20 protein-coding genes are annotated in these 14,793 nt (G+C 59.1%); 6 read left to right on the top strand and 14 right to left on the bottom strand.

Annotated features, from left to right (window positions below):
- The first annotated feature begins 70 nt into the window (after window positions 1-70).
- From XB14_RS15205 to XB14_RS15185, 5 genes are all read left to right on the top strand, one after another.
- Complete coding sequence (locus tag XB14_RS15205) at window positions 71-304, top strand: helix-turn-helix domain-containing protein (protein ID WP_234804051.1); 234 nt, start codon at window positions 71-73, stop codon at window positions 302-304.
- Complete coding sequence (locus tag XB14_RS32675; protein WP_143348392.1) at window positions 301-1,128, top strand: ParB/RepB/Spo0J family partition protein; 828 nt, start codon at window positions 301-303, stop codon at window positions 1,126-1,128. Before XB14_RS15205 ends, XB14_RS32675 begins: the two co-directional genes overlap by 4 nt.
- A gap of 54 nt (window positions 1,129-1,182) precedes the next feature.
- Entirely contained in the window at window positions 1,183-1,497 is a 315-nt protein-coding gene (locus XB14_RS15195; RefSeq protein ID WP_077962419.1) for a hypothetical protein, read from the top strand.
- On the top strand, window positions 1,494-1,985 hold the full coding sequence (locus XB14_RS33565; RefSeq protein ID WP_234804050.1) for a helix-turn-helix transcriptional regulator: 492 nt from the start codon (window positions 1,494-1,496) through the stop codon (window positions 1,983-1,985). The genes XB14_RS15195 and XB14_RS33565 overlap by 4 nt, the downstream gene beginning before the upstream one ends.
- Before the next feature lie 128 nt (window positions 1,986-2,113).
- Window positions 2,114-2,425, top strand: a complete 312-nt coding sequence (locus XB14_RS15185; protein WP_143348391.1) for a hypothetical protein — start codon at window positions 2,114-2,116, stop codon at window positions 2,423-2,425.
- Between the two features lie 37 nt (window positions 2,426-2,462).
- Here XB14_RS15185 and XB14_RS33260 read toward each other — a convergent pair whose 3' ends face one another.
- From XB14_RS33260 to XB14_RS15130, 9 genes are all read right to left on the bottom strand, one after another.
- The gene (locus XB14_RS33260; RefSeq protein ID WP_179119597.1) at window positions 2,463-4,604 is read right to left on the bottom strand and encodes a hypothetical protein; all 2,142 of its coding nucleotides are present in this window, start codon (window positions 4,602-4,604) and stop codon (window positions 2,463-2,465) included.
- A gap of 70 nt (window positions 4,605-4,674) precedes the next feature.
- The gene (locus XB14_RS15175; protein WP_077962417.1) at window positions 4,675-4,995 is read right to left on the bottom strand and encodes a hypothetical protein; all 321 of its coding nucleotides are present in this window, start codon (window positions 4,993-4,995) and stop codon (window positions 4,675-4,677) included.
- A gap of 61 nt (window positions 4,996-5,056) precedes the next feature.
- Window positions 5,057-7,339 carry a phage tail length tape measure family protein gene (locus tag XB14_RS15170; protein WP_179119596.1) on the bottom strand — a complete coding sequence of 761 codons (2,283 nt, stop codon included), beginning with the start codon at window positions 7,337-7,339 and terminating at the stop codon, window positions 5,057-5,059.
- Window positions 7,326-7,559 carry a hypothetical protein gene (locus tag XB14_RS15165; RefSeq protein WP_077962415.1) on the bottom strand — a complete coding sequence of 78 codons (234 nt, stop codon included), beginning with the start codon at window positions 7,557-7,559 and terminating at the stop codon, window positions 7,326-7,328. The genes XB14_RS15170 and XB14_RS15165 overlap by 14 nt, the downstream gene beginning before the upstream one ends.
- Window positions 7,560-7,865: 306 nt before the next feature.
- Entirely contained in the window at window positions 7,866-8,207 is a 342-nt protein-coding gene (locus XB14_RS15155; protein ID WP_077962413.1) for a P27 family phage terminase small subunit, read from the bottom strand.
- Window positions 8,208-8,351: 144 nt separating this feature from the next.
- Window positions 8,352-8,873, bottom strand: coding sequence for an HK97 family phage prohead protease (locus XB14_RS15150; protein WP_234804049.1), 522 nt, complete (start codon window positions 8,871-8,873; stop codon window positions 8,352-8,354).
- Window positions 8,874-9,037: 164 nt separating this feature from the next.
- Entirely contained in the window at window positions 9,038-9,616 is a 579-nt protein-coding gene (locus XB14_RS15140) for a hypothetical protein (protein ID WP_077962411.1), read from the bottom strand.
- Window positions 9,617-9,619: 3 nt separating this feature from the next.
- Complete coding sequence (locus tag XB14_RS15135) at window positions 9,620-10,159, bottom strand: hypothetical protein (RefSeq protein WP_077962410.1); 540 nt, start codon at window positions 10,157-10,159, stop codon at window positions 9,620-9,622.
- A 292-nt stretch (window positions 10,160-10,451) separates the two neighbouring features.
- Entirely contained in the window at window positions 10,452-11,426 is a 975-nt protein-coding gene (locus XB14_RS15130; protein WP_077962409.1) for a hypothetical protein, read from the bottom strand.
- A gap of 264 nt (window positions 11,427-11,690) precedes the next feature.
- Here XB14_RS15130 and XB14_RS15125 point away from each other — a divergent pair, with 264 nt between their 5' ends.
- Entirely contained in the window at window positions 11,691-12,173 is a 483-nt protein-coding gene (locus tag XB14_RS15125) for a hypothetical protein (protein ID WP_077962408.1), read from the top strand.
- A gap of 127 nt (window positions 12,174-12,300) precedes the next feature.
- Here XB14_RS15125 and XB14_RS15120 read toward each other — a convergent pair whose 3' ends face one another.
- From XB14_RS15120 to XB14_RS15100, 5 genes are all read right to left on the bottom strand, one after another.
- Window positions 12,301-12,582 (bottom strand): hypothetical protein, encoded by a 282-nt coding sequence (locus XB14_RS15120; protein ID WP_077962407.1) that lies wholly within the window; start codon window positions 12,580-12,582, stop codon window positions 12,301-12,303.
- Window positions 12,579-13,751 carry a hypothetical protein gene (locus XB14_RS15115; protein WP_077962406.1) on the bottom strand — a complete coding sequence of 391 codons (1,173 nt, stop codon included), beginning with the start codon at window positions 13,749-13,751 and terminating at the stop codon, window positions 12,579-12,581. Before XB14_RS15115 ends, XB14_RS15120 begins: the two co-directional genes overlap by 4 nt.
- The gene (locus XB14_RS15110) at window positions 13,741-13,986 is read right to left on the bottom strand and encodes a hypothetical protein (protein ID WP_077962405.1); all 246 of its coding nucleotides are present in this window, start codon (window positions 13,984-13,986) and stop codon (window positions 13,741-13,743) included. Before XB14_RS15110 ends, XB14_RS15115 begins: the two co-directional genes overlap by 11 nt.
- 88 nt (window positions 13,987-14,074) lie before the next feature.
- The gene (locus XB14_RS15105; RefSeq protein WP_077962404.1) at window positions 14,075-14,584 is read right to left on the bottom strand and encodes a DUF3102 domain-containing protein; all 510 of its coding nucleotides are present in this window, start codon (window positions 14,582-14,584) and stop codon (window positions 14,075-14,077) included.
- Window positions 14,581-14,793 (bottom strand): helix-turn-helix domain-containing protein, encoded by a 213-nt coding sequence (locus XB14_RS15100; protein WP_077962403.1) that lies wholly within the window; start codon window positions 14,791-14,793, stop codon window positions 14,581-14,583. Before XB14_RS15100 ends, XB14_RS15105 begins: the two co-directional genes overlap by 4 nt.

Here is a 14,793-nt window from a genome sequence, read left to right as displayed (position 1 = left end):
GGTATTTGATACAGGGTGACAAATCCAAAGTCAACACCCCGTATCAATAATTTGTCACAGGGTAATAACTATGGATTCGGCTCAACTGAGGATGGCTCGCGCGGCCCTTAAAATCGGGGTTCGTGAACTCGCTTCACTGGCAGGCGTAACGACGGCCACAATCACGCGCTTCGAAAATGAACGTGGCGGCCTCAACCAGGCCACCAGCGCCAAGCTTAAGGCCGCTCTAGAGCAAGCCGGCATCATCTTTATCGCCCAGAACGGCAACGGCCCAGGCGTTCGCCTGCGTGACCGCCAGGCTTGACCGCGCCAATTGAAGCCCATAGCTTCCACATCGCGGCCGATTTCGTGCTGCACGATGGCGAGATTTGCGACGCCGTGCCAGTTCTTATTTACGGTCACCACAGGCTACCCGCACTGCAGAAGCGAGGCGAAGTCGCAGTTGAGTGCATCGTCTATGATGTCGACGATCTGCATGCTGAGTTAATGGAGATCGACGAGAACCTTGCTCGGTCTGAGCTGACACCGGCAGAAGAGAGCGCATACATTTTGCGGCGGCAGGCAATCTGGATGGAAATCAACGGGAAAAGTGAAACAACTTGTTCCACTTTACCGAAAACAGGACGAGGCAACAAACAGTTCGCTGCCGAAGTCGCCGAGGTTACCGGCGCAAGCAAGGTTGACATCAATCGAAAACTACGGCGCGCCCGCGAACTGGGCGATGATGTTTCCGCGATCGTCAACACGAGTTTGGACAGCGGCGTTGAAATGGATGCCCTTATCAAGCTGCCGCAAGATGAGCGCAAAGAACTCATCGATCGCGCCGCATCCGGCGAGCAAAAGCATCCGGCATCAGTGCCGGCGGCAACGTCTTTGCTCTTTCATGGAGGTGGCCATGGTGCCGACCATCCTCGACGGCCTGCTCACGCCCGAAGAAATCGCGCGTCGTATCACGACGTCCAGCGGTGTGCACGTGACGGCTCGCACGGTTTGGGAGAAAGCCAGACGCATCGGCGTCGGCAAGAAGATCGGCAGGGCTACGTTGGTAGCTGTCGAGGATATTCCGCTGCTCCTCAAGGAAGAAACCAAAGCAGAAAAACGCGAGCGCCTGATAAAGAAATCCAATAGGCCCGACGCACTTACCATGCTCCGCCAGGCTCGAAAGAAACGGGCGCGCGCCTAATGATGAATGATCCGCTCTCACAACTTCCCATGTTCGCTACCGACAAACAGCTTGCCGTCGCAATCGTCGGCAAAGATCGCGCTTCGATGTGGATCAAAGCGGTTGTTCCGCAACTGGAGCGCAAAGGTTTTCCGCGCATCGATCCGCTCCACGATGGGAGACCTGTGCCGCTCGTGCGGAAGTTCTACGATGGGTACTTTGGCATCACTGCCGGCTTCGCGGCGGCCGCTCCAGACGGCGAGGAAAGGCTGGGCCTGTGGAAGAGGGATCGCGTTAGGAAGCCCAAAAGCAAATGGGGAGATGCTGCGCCATGAATGACGCTCCCCGCCTTATAGGCCGCAAGGAAGCCGCCGATTACTGCGGCATATCACCGTCATGCTTCTCCATGTGGGTAGCAAGCCACAAGATGCCGCCGGCTGTGCCTGGAACCCGCAAGTGGGACCGTAGGGCGATCGATGCGAAGCTCGACGAGCTCAGTGGTCTCGGATCCTCCGCGGAGCCGGAAGACGCTTACGGCAAGTGGATGAGGGAGTACGGCGGGAAACAGGAAGCGCGCAAGGCATTCCGACCTCATCTCAAACTTAGGGAAGGGCCACGACGTGTTCTTGTGTTTATGGCCGAGCACCCGGAATGCGACACGATTGATCAGATCCGTGGGGCAGGGCAGCGGACAATAGACAAGCTCATGACCGAGGGCGCAGTGAAGTCGATCGGTATGGATGAAGCTGGCCAACGCCACTACGCGCTGACCAAATTGGGCAAGGAAGAAGCGGCCAGGCTTGAGCAATGGCTTTCCCCTTGACCACCACCCAGAGTCGAGCAAACATCCGCCGGCAACGGAGGGGCGACTCGATGTATTTTAGGATACTGGCCACGGCAGCAGTCGCCGTGGGCGTTTCGTCATGCGCAACAGGCGAGAGTATGTCGCGCATGAATACCTACAAATTCCCGGTCCATCACGTGAAGATGGCCGATGACACATACCGGGTCTACGACCACAAGACTGACAATTCTCTGATGGTCGCGCCGAGCCTCGGCAAGACCATGGCGATTGGCGCAGCCCAAGGCGCCACCCTTGGACTGGCCGATACAATGACGCCGGAACAGAAGCTCGAGGCGGCCGCCCAGCAGCATCTTGCGAATACTGGCCGCGGGGGCTGCAAGATCACGCGGGGTTATCTGCTGAGCAAGCCGCTTTATGAATTCTGGTTCGAATGCTCGACGGTGGCGTCGAAGGCGTAGCTACCGCAACGCGATGAGGGGTAGGCGCCCACCTTCTCTAGTACGTGTAGTCGCACAGGATCTGTCCGGCGTTCGAAACGGTAGCGGGGAACGAAGTCGCATACGCCGTGACGACGTCCTTGTAGAGGGTGTCGCGGATGGACCCATTCTTCGCTGCAGCCTCAACTTGAAACGCGTACGACGCCCGGCTGAAGCCTTCGACCGTGCAATCGCGGAAATTGAAGCCGTTTGCAGTCGCTGCGATGTAGACGGCAGCCGCGCCGGCGCTGCCGATCTTTGACATGTCATTGAATGTAGTGCCGATAAACTTCGTGTTCCGCCCCTGCAGGTTGACTGCCTGGGTGCGGCAGTTGCCGATGCGACCGCCGATGACCTTCGTGTCCCAGGCCCCGGTGCTAAGGAACATAGCGCAGTCGTCATTGCTACCCTGAGGATATGGGCTATCCATCGCACCAGAGGTGTTCGAGATGTCGCACCTGCTGAATTCCGTTCTGTAGGCCTTCTCGATCACAACCCCAATGTTGAGGGCGCGGTCGACTTCGAACTTCCGGAAGTCGCAGAAATTGGGCACGTCTGCGAGTGCGGTTGCCGAAGACGTGAGCTGTAGCCCTCGGTTGCAACCGAGCGCATAGAAGCCATCCGTGTGAACGCCTGCAACGCGACCGTCGACGATCAGGCCATAGGAGCCGGCGTTGTATGCCTGCACCGTGACCTCGTCGAACTTGACAATGTCAGTACGCCCCGATCCGGCCGGGTTGCTTCGGACGGTGACGCCGGCGCCCGTCGTTTGGTTCGGCATGTTGTAGTGCACAAGCTTATGGTAGACCGAATTCAAGTCTTCCCCATAAAAGCCGGCATAGCTGCCATCTGTCACAACGTCGTTGATGTTGACGACATTTGCCTTGATCGCCTTGATATCGATGCCCGACGTACGCGCACCGCCACCCGCATAGAGGTAAAGGTTTTCGAGTGTGACGTAATAGACCGGGTTCGTGCCATTGCCGATCAGGATCATGTCTCCTGTCGTGTTCAACCATTTCAGCCTGGCCTTGTCCCCCAAGCCCCGCACCTTCAGGTAGGAACCAGTGTATCCGGTTTTGTGGCAACTGATGGCCGTGCCGATCTTCCAATCGCCAGCCATGGGCGGCAGCCAGAGCGTGCCGCCGCCAGCAGTGATGAGCCGGTCGATCGCTGCATTGATCATTGGCGAGTGGTTTGTGTCGCTAGCCTGCGCACCCAGCATCTGCGGCGCCAGTCCGGTCCTATTGATGATCGCAGTGAGCGTTTCCGCATTGGCCATCTGATCGAGCGTCAGGCTGACGGTCTCGATCTCCTTCTTAACCTTCGCCGGGTTCATATTCCGGTTGGTTGCTGTGCCTGCCGTCGCCTCGGCATCACTCGCGTATGGATCCGGCGCCTGGATCGAGACCCAAGCCGAACCGGAATAGTACTTCATCACCTGAGACGTGGTGTTGAGGTAGAGGTCGCCCTGCTTCACCGCGCCGCCTTCCGGGTTCAGCGTCGGGTCTGCCGCGAGCGGGCCGTAATAGGTCGTCTTGAACTCGGCGAGTACAGCCTCAGCCGCAGCAACGATTGCCGCACTCGCCTGATCGCTGACCAGTCGGAAGGTCGTTCCGGAAACAATACCAAGCACGATCATGCCGGCGACTAGGCCGCCAGTCGCAATGTTGTTGCCAGAGTTCGTCTTGATCGTGAGAGCCGCGGCGCCGTTGAAGCTGATCGTTACCGGGCTGCCCGTGTTCGCCTCGAATATGTTCGTCCAGACAAGCGCGTTGCCGCTGACTGGGATGCTTGTCGTCGCCTGGATGGCGTTCGGCGTGCCCGCGCCGACGTCGCTCGCGATGATGAACGAGAATGGCAGGTCTGTTTTTCGCGACCATGAACCAGTACCTGGGGCACCGTTCTTGCCATAGACGCCGTTATTCGCCATTACCGGATCGTTGACGACCCAAGCTTGAGATTTGTCAGCGCGCGTGAGGTCCGCGTTCAGAAGCGCGAGGGTGTCGTAAACCAAGCCGCCATTCGAGGTGAAGGCACTAATAATCGCTTCGTAGCCGCCGAGAAGCTGGCGAATCTCCGATTTTCTTACCTTGTGGTTTCCCGACGAGGGAATTCCGTCGGTCGTATAGTCTCGATAGACTGTTGCGGCCGTAGCCATAGGATCTCCCATAAAAGAAAGCCCCGGCGCTAGCCAGGGCTGAAGAAACTAGATTTTGGGTTTTGGCGGCTTACTGGTCCAAGCCAGTGCCGTCGTCGAAGGTCGAGCCGTCGTCGAAAGTGACCGGGGCGCGGAACGCCGCGTACATCGTCAGCGCAGCGTCCGATAAAGCGATCATCGTAGGGCTGAATTTGGTGAGCGATATGTGCGCGCGGTCGTCACCCCGGCCAGGTGTCGCTACAAACAGCCCGCCATCCGAATGGCGGCGGCGAACCTGCGCGCGGCTGATGAGGAAGTCACCCACGTGGGCGTTGAAGGACGCCACTACATCGGATTTCTCCCCTTGGTGGCTGATGCGGCGCATGTTGAAGATTGAGACAGTTTTGGTCATGGTTTCTCACATAAGAAAAGCCCGCGAGGCGGGCTGGAATTGGGTGGGGAGGGCTAGAGGGCTAGCGCCACTCGCCGCCGGATTTTTCCGATTGGTATTTCGCCATGGTCGGCACCACCCGCTTGCCGGATTCGGATACGGCGACTTTGACGATGGTTCCTGACGCAGTCTGGATCCGCTGGTCCGCAATGTCTGCCATGCGGCCAGAGTCGTCCTGAAGAACGATTGTTACTGTGTCGTTCGACTTGGTTGCCGCTCGCGGAACCCTTGGCTCCATCAGTTTAACCGGGATGTTGCGTCCGTCGGGAAGCGGTACTGCTGCCTCCGGCCCTGCTTCGCCGAAGATTGCCGCCGTTCGAGAAACGCCGCCTCGAGCGAATGTCTTCAATGGCTGCGGACGACCGTTAGAAGCCACGCCTCCGTTTGCAAACCCGAAGATGCCACCGAGCAGCGATCCGAAAAAGCCTCCGCCTCCACCGCCAAAACCACCGCCAGGCATACTGAACAGTTGCTGGACGAGCTGCATGACGATCTGCAGCAGCTCCCTGCCCTCAAGCTTCCCGTCTGCCAGTGCGTTTGCCAGCCCCTGAAAGGCTGACTGGGCGATCTGGCCGAACTGGTCATAAGCTTGCGACTGCTGGTTAACTGCCTGCGTGTGCGCGTCAGTCGGGCCGCGCAAGCCTGCCCAAGCGTCGTTCAACTGGTGGACGGCTGCGGTTTCCCCCTGGACGGCCTGCGTGCGCCGCTGGGCGTAAGCAATGACGTCGTCGACGGTAGCGCCGCCGCCAAGAATGGAGGGGTTAGCAGCGATCGCGCCTTGGCCGAGCACCTGAGACACAGGCGTGCCGCTCTTTGCAGTCAGAACACTGACAGCACCCTGCGGCCCAAGGAAATGTGCCAACTGCAGCGCCGCCTCGTTGACCGAAACACCTGCCTGCCGAAGAATGCCGGCGTTCTCGCGAGCATATGCCTCAATGAGCGCCTTCGAGATATCTGCATCTTCACGTAGCGCCAGGATCGTGGCATCTGCCATGTTCTGAGCGCGATCAGGAAAGTGCTTCTTGAACAGATTTAGCCAGGTGGTTTCGATGAACTGGCCGACGCCAGTAGCGCTCGAGTTCGGGTTTTTGGCGCTGGCGTTGCCACCGCTCTCTGCCTTGACGACGTTGTCGACGTAGCGCCTGACCGCCCCATCCAAACCTTCAAACGAATCTGCTGCTTTGCCTGCGGCATCGCCGAGCCCGTCGAGTTCGATCAGTGGGCGGCTAGCAGGCGTTGGGCCGTTGTCAGGCAAGATCGTACCTGAGCCTTGGATAGTTCCATCCGCGTTCTGGAAATCCCCGCGGCCGAAAGAACGCCAAGTCCTCGGATCGTTAAGCGCCCTGTTGCCAATCGCCGATTCCGATTGCCGCTTTGCCTCTGCGGCGCGTTTTGCAACTTCCGCATAAGCATCGGCGATGCGATCCAACTGCGCCTTGAGCGCTTGCGCGGCGGGAACACCGTCGTCGAGCCACGCCGAATTTAGCGCAGTCTGGAGCTCGGCAACTTGCTTCGTTGCGTCGCCACCGTCAGCGGCAGCCTTCTGTACAGCCTTAAACGCATCCTGAATGCGGAGAATGTTTTCATCACTTGCGCCGGCGGCCCGTAAGTCAGCTACGAGGGATGCGATATCGACGCTCAGGCCTTTGACCTGCGCGCGCGCTTCGGCCAGGATTTTCTCGATGTGTAGGTCTGTCGCTTCGCGGAGTTGCGCAACGTTCTGCGCTTCCTTCGCCGCTTCAGCGTATGCCTTGAGTGACGGGACCGCGTCGCCCCACTCCTTCGCTACGGCGGCAATCAGGTCAGCGTGGGCTTTCAGTGCCTTGTCAGAGTCTGCGGCGCCGTCCTCGACGCTGGTGAAGTACTGGACCGCATATCCAGCGAGGCCTATCAGCGCGAACGACGCCAGGGATACGGGATTGACTAGCTGAGTAAAGGCGCCGCCAAGCGTCTTCACCGCGCCAACCAGTCCGCCGCTACCTTGTAGGGCAGCCGAGACCTGTGAGCCCTGCTGGACCATCACGGTAAAAGGCGACGTGCCAGAAGCCAACTGCACGCCGATATCGTTCAGCTGCGCGGATAGATTGGAAACCGCGGCGCGCTGCGCACCTGTCGATCGCTCGACTTTGCGAGCGGCGCCGTCAAAACCCTTGCCGATATTGTCGTTCGCGCTTTGGAAGGCGCTTTCCGTGTTACGTGCCGCGCGCTCGGCGGCCTTGGCTACGGAGGCCAACTGCTTTTCGAATTTGGCGTGCGTCGCCTCAATCGAGACTAACAGGCGCGCGGTATCGTCATTTGCAGCCATCCGCGCGAGCCCCCTTAGCATCAATGGCGCATCCGAGGAGTGCCCAGGCCGTAGCGAGCTTGGCTACTTCCGGTTCACGGCCAGTCAGCACCGATAGAATGCCGGCTGCCGCACTGAAAAAGCCATTGGCGATATCGAGATAGTCATGCCCCGATTGCAGGAGTTCGCGCGCGCAGGTCTGCGCAGCCGCCAACGGGGTGGCGTTCGCTTGGTTGGTCATTGGGTTTCCTTGTGAGTTTGTCGGCGACCTTTTAGCGCAAGCGCTTTCGCGCGCTAGGCGGCCCGAATTCCTCTTCGGCCCAGAACGGGCGGGGAGGTGGGTAGTACCCCTCATGGAGGCGATCGATGTGCGCGATAACATCCTGGCCGATGCGTCGCCATGTGGCTTCAGCTATCGGCCAGGCGGTTTCCTCGGTGAGGCCGATAGCGCTAAGTTCATCGAAGAAATCGAAGCCAGACATCATGTATCCCGCCCACGCTTCAGCCTCGCCAGCGTGGCGACGGTTTGTCCTACGGCGAACCGGCATCAGCGACGACTCCCGTAGTCGGCCGTTCTCGGCCCGCGCGGCGCTTCTGGCGCGTCGACGCCATCCAGTGCGAGCTCTCGAATGAGCCTGGCAAACGATATGCGCGCGTTCTGTAGAATATCGACCTCAGGTCGAGCTTTTGGCTGGCCGAAGCGGTCGGTGTAGGTCTGCCCGTCGCGGTCTAGTACCTCGCGGGCCGTCTTTGCTTGATCCAGAGCCTCGGCCGCAAGCGTCAGAAGGCGCACGTGATGGCCATCAAGATCGAAGTCGGCGAGCACAGATTTGAACCATTTCTGCGTCTCTGGCCGCAGATGTGGCGGCGTTTTCGGTGATTTTGCCACCGTCTTCTCCTGTCAGAATCCTTTAAAAGGGGCCCCCGCGGCGGGTCGAATTTTTTAGGCAACCGGGGCATCACAAATGTGCGCTGCGGGGCAGCACCGATCCGCGGCTCAGGCGGTCGGAAGGATGACTCCGCCCCCTCCCAGTCAGGCGAGGGGAATGCCCCGGGCCAGCATCGCAGCCTCGGCCTTGGCCCTAATGGCCGACGATCCTGTATTCGCGCTGCCGTCGACGCGTAGGCTTGCCGTGGTCGTCGGATACGCCGGCACGCCGGTCAGTGTGATCTCGTACAAGTCGACATCTTCGAGGATGCGGAGGGGCAGCCGATCGCCGCCATCTTCCCATCGCTCGGCCCGAACTCTGAACGAGAAACTACAACCTTTGACGTCTCCCCGCCGTACCGTACCAATGGCTTCCTGGCCGCTGGGTGTGGTGGAGTCGGGTAGCAGGTTGAACCACAAGCCAGTGCGATCCTCTTTGAGCTCAAGCGTGCCGGCCGTTGTACGACCAAGGATCCGGCCGAAATCATGATCCAGGACGGCAAGTACGTCGGGGTTTTCCCTGAGGGTGCGGGTGAAACAACCTGGCGCCAACTGCTCGCGAAACTCACCGGCTATGGTAGTCGGTGAGTTGAAGGTGGCCGCATAGCCGCTGATTTTCTCAGCCACGGAGCTTCGCCTCCGCGGCAGCCAACTTGGCCTCTCGCTGCCCCAGGCGCGACTTAGCCCGAAGCTCACGCGCGATGTCGACAGGGTCGGTAGCCATGTGCGCTGCCCGCTTGCCAGGAAGCGTCACACTGCGCATCGCCTTTGCGCTTTTCTTGGTTGCGCGCTCAATCGACATACCCAAGCTCCCTTGCCTCACGAGCATACCGCTGCACGTGACCATCGTACGCGCTCCCCAGAAAGTTCGGCTGCATCGGGCCGAGTGCAGTCCAAGAGACGCCCTCGCGTTCGAATTGGTCGACGATGTCGATCAGTTCCAAGTGGGCTGCATTTGCTTGCTGCAGCGCCTCGGCAACTGCCTTCACGCGGCGGCCGTACTCTTGCTTGGCAGCAGCACGGACGTTGGCGCTTGCTCGGTCGCGACGCTCTGCGAGTCGACGCTGAAGAATCTCAATTGCCGCCTCGATATCACCGGCGTGCTTGCGTAGTTCCGCCAGTCGAGCAGGACGCTGCTCCAAGGTGGTATCTACGACTTCTCCGAGGAGAGCCGCGACTCCAGAACGCATCGATGGTGCTTGCCGCGCTCGCAAGTCTTGCTCCAGCTCGACAATTTCGAGAGCCGTTGTCGACTGGTCGTTGCGCAGGCCAGCGATCTTCTGCTCGATCTCGCGGTAATCTTGATCGACTTCGCCGAGAGAGGGGACGCGGAAGGGCTCAGTTGCCGGAGAGGGTTTCTTGAAAACCATTTGTCATTCTCCTTTGAAAGCTGCGCGGATCGCGCGAACAAATGCGCCGCCGTTGATGGTGACCGCGCGCCGTTGTTTTGTTTCCTGCCAATGATCGGGTAAGGTTCCGACGGGCTGGAAGCGAAGCGTTGCACAAGCCTCGCGGATGACGATTTCTGGCCAAGTGCTCACCACCTCGATCATCGATGCAGAAACGTCGCGCTGCGCATCGGGCGTGCCGTTGGCTGCCATTTCCGCCGTGATGTCCAGGAAGTCCCCGGCCGACCGATTTAAGTGTTCTGGAGCCCCGGAAAGGTCGGCGCCACCTGGCGCCAGCTTTCGATACGCCGACACCGTTTCCGGCACGGCCCTAAGCGGCACGTCCAGGGAAACACCGATCAGAAGGTCGACGAAGTGCCAGACTTCAAGTTCAGGAGCCTTGCCGGGGGCGCCCATGGGCAGGATGCCCGCATCGGTCAGTTTTCGAGCGACAGCACGGCAACGCGGCGGATCGAATCCGGCATGCGTCACCAGGGCGTCGACCACCTTTTTCGTGGTGCTCATTCTTTATCCTTTGGAATTTGACGATTGTGATGGCCAAAAAAGAAAGGGCCAGAGCGCGAGTTGATGCGCGCTCTGGCCCTCAAGGTCCGGTCACATGGAGCGGGACCGGATCTGTCTTTGCTGGTTTTACATCCGAACTCAGCAAAATGGGGTGCCGGATCCTGCTCGACCCGGCTTTCGATAGCGCGACCCTTGGTCCTGCCGTCGAAAAGAAAAAGGCGCCCCGAAGGACGCCAATTCAAAATCATACAACCATTATATCACATTTGGGCTGGGCGACCCCCACCCCCCCTTATGCAACATTCTTGATGGCCCTTCGGTTGTCGTTGGCGGCCACGTGGAAGTGGATCGGAAGGCCAGCAGATTTTCGACCCAGCGTGGAGACGTGCGGGTTGACCATTGGCGCGTTGTCGTTGTCGGCGACCCGCTCGCGAGCCTTCATGTCGCGCATATCGTCGAAGCACTCCTTAGCCAGCAGCAACGCGTCGATGACTTTCTGTCGACCAAGCTTGGCGCTGTCTTCCTTGTTGCCCCCATAGTCTCGGCCGATGGCCGCCATGGTCTTCCCGAACACCAGCGCGTCGACAGCGGGGCGCCAGAGATGCATGAGGCGGTAACGAAGGAAGGCTGCTGCGGACCTGGCATCAAGGCGACGGTCGCTTATCTCCGTGCGGTCAATGTTTGCGGTCTCATAGACGTCAACGAAATCAGCGGCAGTGGTGCGGAGTGTTTCTTTGATGCGACCAGTTCGAAACTCAGCCTCCACCGGCATGCCTTCGCCGGCCCACTTGCGCTCCTCCGGTGTAGCCAGCAGTGGGCGAGCGTCTTCAAGCAGCTTCGGGCTTTCGTCCTTCGCCGCAATGTTGGCCATCACTGAGAGGCGGTATCGGTGAGGCATTTCCTTGAGGCGCTCGTCAGCGGCCTTGCGAGCCAGTGTGATGCGTGCGCTCTCCGGCCCGTCGCTTTCGCCAGTGTCGAACAGATGCGCGTCTGCCCAGGCGATCGCGCGCGGTTTAATGACGATGGACTGAAATGCCAACGGAACAGGATATCCGTCTTCATCGCGCACTAGTTGGCCGCTGGCACCGCGAAGGAACTTTGTGTCCCGACGGTATGGGTGCCGCTCCATCGCCGGGAATCCGGCACCACGCTCAATGTCGCCGAGCCAATGTCGTCTATCGGCGGCTGGTACGTCCTTCGGGTCAACGTGGTTGTCGTTCGCGGGGATGTGCTTAAGCGGATTTTTCGACAGGGTGATTTTCTTCAAAAGGGAGCAGCCTTTCAAAAGAGGAAGTCGTTGCCGACTCGTGTCGGCGGCCTGTGTGGGGGGGATTGCAGGTTGAAATTATGACGGCTTTACAAATTTGTCAATATGCCTATTGACAAATAGTTCATTATGTGATCCAGCGCGCAAAATTCGCGAGGTAATCAATATCTGGTATGATTTTCGCGAAATGGCCCACTATTGAGTTCCGCTAATGTTCTGGTAAGCTCGGATTGTGGAGGCGATTCTCACGACGGAGCGTTTGAAATGAGCACTGGCATTTTCGGACTTCTTTCGGGTTCCCTCCCGCAGCGCCAGCCGCCGCAACACCATGACTGGCAAGGACGGTCTGGCGCGTGGTGGGTCACGAACGTTTATTCGATGTTTGCAGACTTCCCGCCCATCCCGTCCGTCTACGTGATGGTGAAGAGGCTGGCGGACGGTAGCTGTTCGCCGATCTATATCGGGCAGACTGACGACCTGCGCCGTCGCATGATGGAACACGCCCAGGACAAGCTCGTCACTGCCTACGGCCTTGGCGCGAGGGAGTTGCACGCGCATTTCCTCGCGAAAACAAGTTATGACCGCTTCCATGTCGAGACCGACCTGCGCAACGGACACTACACCCCGCTCAACGAGCAGCCTTCTGCCGCGGCGATTGGGGGATTGTTCGGCCTTGGTGCGCTTATTCGCCAGAAAGAACAGCCGAAGAGCTTTCTCGGCGGGCTGGCTGATTATGATTATCGTTAGCGACCGGCATTAGATCTGGGCGCTCTCGATAGAACTCTGCCCAAGTCAGGCGACGGCCGCGCAACGGCCGCTCAGGGAATTGTTCGGCGTTGGTCAATCGGCTCTCCTGAAATCGTTGGTGCGAGCGTCAATTACTGGAGGCGATCGGTGGAAGCTCTCCCTCCAAGGAATCTTCCTCGGTAACGTAGATGCTGCCAGTGCCATCCGAGACGAGACAGACGAAGAGCCATTCCCCTTTCACAGAATCGAACCTGATCCCGGTCACGTGGGCAGGATCGGTATCACCATCAGCCAGCATGCGCTCGGCACGAAACGGCGACAGAGGTATTACAAGCGGGTGGCTGATCTCGCGGTGAGCGTCGATGAAAGCATCTTTGGTGGCGTGGTAGATTTCGGTCGCGTCCATCATGCTGCTATCTCCATGTTGTCGTTTGCCGGCGCGGGATAATATTCCAGCGCGCCTTTCTTCCCCGGCATGATCTCTATGGCGTGGTTCTCAAGTTCGCTGGATTCGGTGACGTTGATCAGTCCAAGAGCCCTGCACAACTTGCCGAACTCAGCCTGGCCGCCTTGTTGGATATCCATGTTAGGGTGCTGAAGGATAATCTCGTGCTCCCACGTCTTCGGCTCGCCCCGCTCGCAGAACAACAACTTAAGCTTTGACCTGACGCTGTCGTCTTCAACATCGGCCATGATGATATCGACCACCCGCGGCCAACGTGGCTTGTCGACCGTCTCTGGCGTGGGGGTCTTGGCTTTCCGCTCTTTCGGCTTGAAGGACGTCGGCGGATCACATTCATAGTGCTCATCGGTCAGCCACGTATCGAGATGCTTGCGGGGTGCGTCTGGCTTGCCCTGTGCAGCCCACGCCTCAAACCAAGCTGAAGCAGATTCAACGAGCTCGGCATGCAGGCCTGCATCAGGAGCCAGCTTTTCATATGCTGCGCGTGCCTTTTTCTTGTCGCCCTGGCCGCGCTTGGGGAAGTACGTTTTCCATAGCTCTTCAAACCCTCCTTGCGCCGTCTCCGCCTTGGCCCGCTCCAGCGGGGCCACAGGCGGCGCCACAGGCGCGGCGCAATCATGTCCATCTTTCCCCGTCTCCGGGTCTTGTGACCGGATCGGGGTAGATGGGTCTTTGTTCGGAGATTTCTGAACGCTATCGCCTGTAGCGTTCTGGGTTTCCCGAACGCTACTGTTCGGAGGCTCCCGAACGCTAATTTCGTCTTCCGTAGCGTTCGGAGATTTCTGAACGCTATCGAAAATTGACCACACCGGGACGTAGCGGCTGGCTCTTCTGCCAGCACCTTTTTCTTGGGAGAGATAGCCCCACGCAACAAGCTCGGTGAGTGCGCTGTGGACGTCGCCCATATAGAGGCCCTGGCCGAACGGGTCGCGCTCCTTGAGTTCGGCAAGCACGTGCCGTGAACTGGCGAGGGCGTCGCCATACTTTGAATGGAACCAATCGAGAATGAAGCCATAGACAAGGATGTGCTTCCGCTTCATCCGCTTGTCGAAGGGCACAAGCTGCATCAGCTTGAACTTACTTTCCAGACTTCCCTGCTTGGCTTTACCGCTCATTGGCGGCCTCCAGCGCTTCGACGGCAAGCTCGGTGAGGCGCTCGGCGAGGGGCTTGCTAAAGGTAGCTGCCTGGCGCCTGCCGAATTGGGGAGCATAGATAGTAAAGCGCCCATCAGGCTGGCGAACCAACCTCAAGCCGTACATGCGAATATCGGCGTTCATCTGGATATCGATGAACGCCACGCAACCCCTCTGGCCGGTCTCTCCGGTGGGGTGAGCATACAAGACTTTCATTAGTGTCTCCTGGGTCAAGGCGCACAAAGGCGCGACCCAACCGGCAATGGCCGGTAGGGTGATGGCAGTTTATGATTGGTGATGTGGCCTAGACGGCTCGCTCGAATGTCTCTGGGTCGTCGAACATGTCGTGCATTTCCTGCATCAAGCGCATTGTTTCTGTTAGACGTGCCATATCCCGATGGAGGACATCACGGTCTACCGTGTCAGCAACTGCTGGGTTATGGGTGCCATCTGGGTTCAGAATGCCTGCCCAGCCCTTAAACTCGACTGCATCAAACAGGAATGTGCTTCGCTTACGTTTCGAGATGAACTCGAGCGCGGCTTTGATGCCGCCCAAATCGGACACCGTGTCCGATTTCAGTCCCGCCTCCGCAAGCTGCATTAGACGACGGGCTTGCCGTTCGTGGATACCGGCACGCTCAAGGAATGGCAGCCATTGACCGTGCTTGCACAGCGCTTTCGCGGAAACGAGTGCGTGGCCCGCCTCTATCGACTTATCCACGGACGTTCGTGCGGCAGCCTCGGCCTCTGCAACGGTAGCCCTGATCGTCTCTGCCGCAACGGCAAGGGAGTTTGAAAGGATGGGGCCGCTCATGCGCTTGCCCTCGCCGATTGCTCCTGCTCGGCGATCCACGCCAGCAGCGTCGACTTGCGGGCGCGGATGTTCTGGCCGACCCGGAAGTGCGGCAGGCGGCCCTTTGAAAGGGCGTAGTAAATTGCGCGGCTATCCTCTCCAAGAAATGCGGCGATCTCCTCGGCGCCCTTCAGGATATCAGCGGATACATTGTCATTGGCTGGAATCAT

It is taken from the genome of Ensifer adhaerens, from assembly GCF_002007205.1.
Lineage (GTDB): Bacteria > Pseudomonadota > Alphaproteobacteria > Rhizobiales > Rhizobiaceae > Ensifer > Ensifer adhaerens_D.
The sequence above is the reverse complement of the archived record's forward strand: the minus strand, read 5'-3'. Positions and strand labels throughout refer to the sequence as shown.

Coding starts and splice junctions, on each gene's coding strand:
- XB14_RS15205 (WP_234804051.1), top strand. CDS start 71: ATGGATTCGGCTCAACTGAGGATGGCTCGCGCGGCCCTTAAAATCGGG.
- XB14_RS15195 (WP_077962419.1), top strand. CDS start 1,183: ATGATGAATGATCCGCTCTCACAACTTCCCATGTTCGCTACCGACAAA.
- XB14_RS33565 (WP_234804050.1), top strand. CDS start 1,494: ATGAATGACGCTCCCCGCCTTATAGGCCGCAAGGAAGCCGCCGATTAC.
- XB14_RS15185 (WP_143348391.1), top strand. CDS start 2,114: ATGAATACCTACAAATTCCCGGTCCATCACGTGAAGATGGCCGATGAC.
- XB14_RS33260 (WP_179119597.1), bottom strand. CDS start 4,604: ATGGCTACGGCCGCAACAGTCTATCGAGACTATACGACCGACGGAATT.
- XB14_RS15175 (WP_077962417.1), bottom strand. CDS start 4,995: ATGACCAAAACTGTCTCAATCTTCAACATGCGCCGCATCAGCCACCAA.
- XB14_RS15170 (WP_179119596.1), bottom strand. CDS start 7,339: ATGGCTGCAAATGACGATACCGCGCGCCTGTTAGTCTCGATTGAGGCG.
- XB14_RS15165 (WP_077962415.1), bottom strand. CDS start 7,559: ATGACCAACCAAGCGAACGCCACCCCGTTGGCGGCTGCGCAGACCTGC.
- XB14_RS15140 (WP_077962411.1), bottom strand. CDS start 9,616: ATGGTTTTCAAGAAACCCTCTCCGGCAACTGAGCCCTTCCGCGTCCCC.
- XB14_RS15135 (WP_077962410.1), bottom strand. CDS start 10,159: ATGAGCACCACGAAAAAGGTGGTCGACGCCCTGGTGACGCATGCCGGA.
- XB14_RS15125 (WP_077962408.1), top strand. CDS start 11,691: ATGAGCACTGGCATTTTCGGACTTCTTTCGGGTTCCCTCCCGCAGCGC.
- XB14_RS15120 (WP_077962407.1), bottom strand. CDS start 12,582: ATGATGGACGCGACCGAAATCTACCACGCCACCAAAGATGCTTTCATC.
- XB14_RS15115 (WP_077962406.1), bottom strand. CDS start 13,751: ATGAGCGGTAAAGCCAAGCAGGGAAGTCTGGAAAGTAAGTTCAAGCTG.
- XB14_RS15110 (WP_077962405.1), bottom strand. CDS start 13,986: ATGAAAGTCTTGTATGCTCACCCCACCGGAGAGACCGGCCAGAGGGGT.
- XB14_RS15105 (WP_077962404.1), bottom strand. CDS start 14,584: ATGAGCGGCCCCATCCTTTCAAACTCCCTTGCCGTTGCGGCAGAGACG.
- XB14_RS15100 (WP_077962403.1), bottom strand. CDS start 14,793: ATGATTCCAGCCAATGACAATGTATCCGCTGATATCCTGAAGGGCGCC.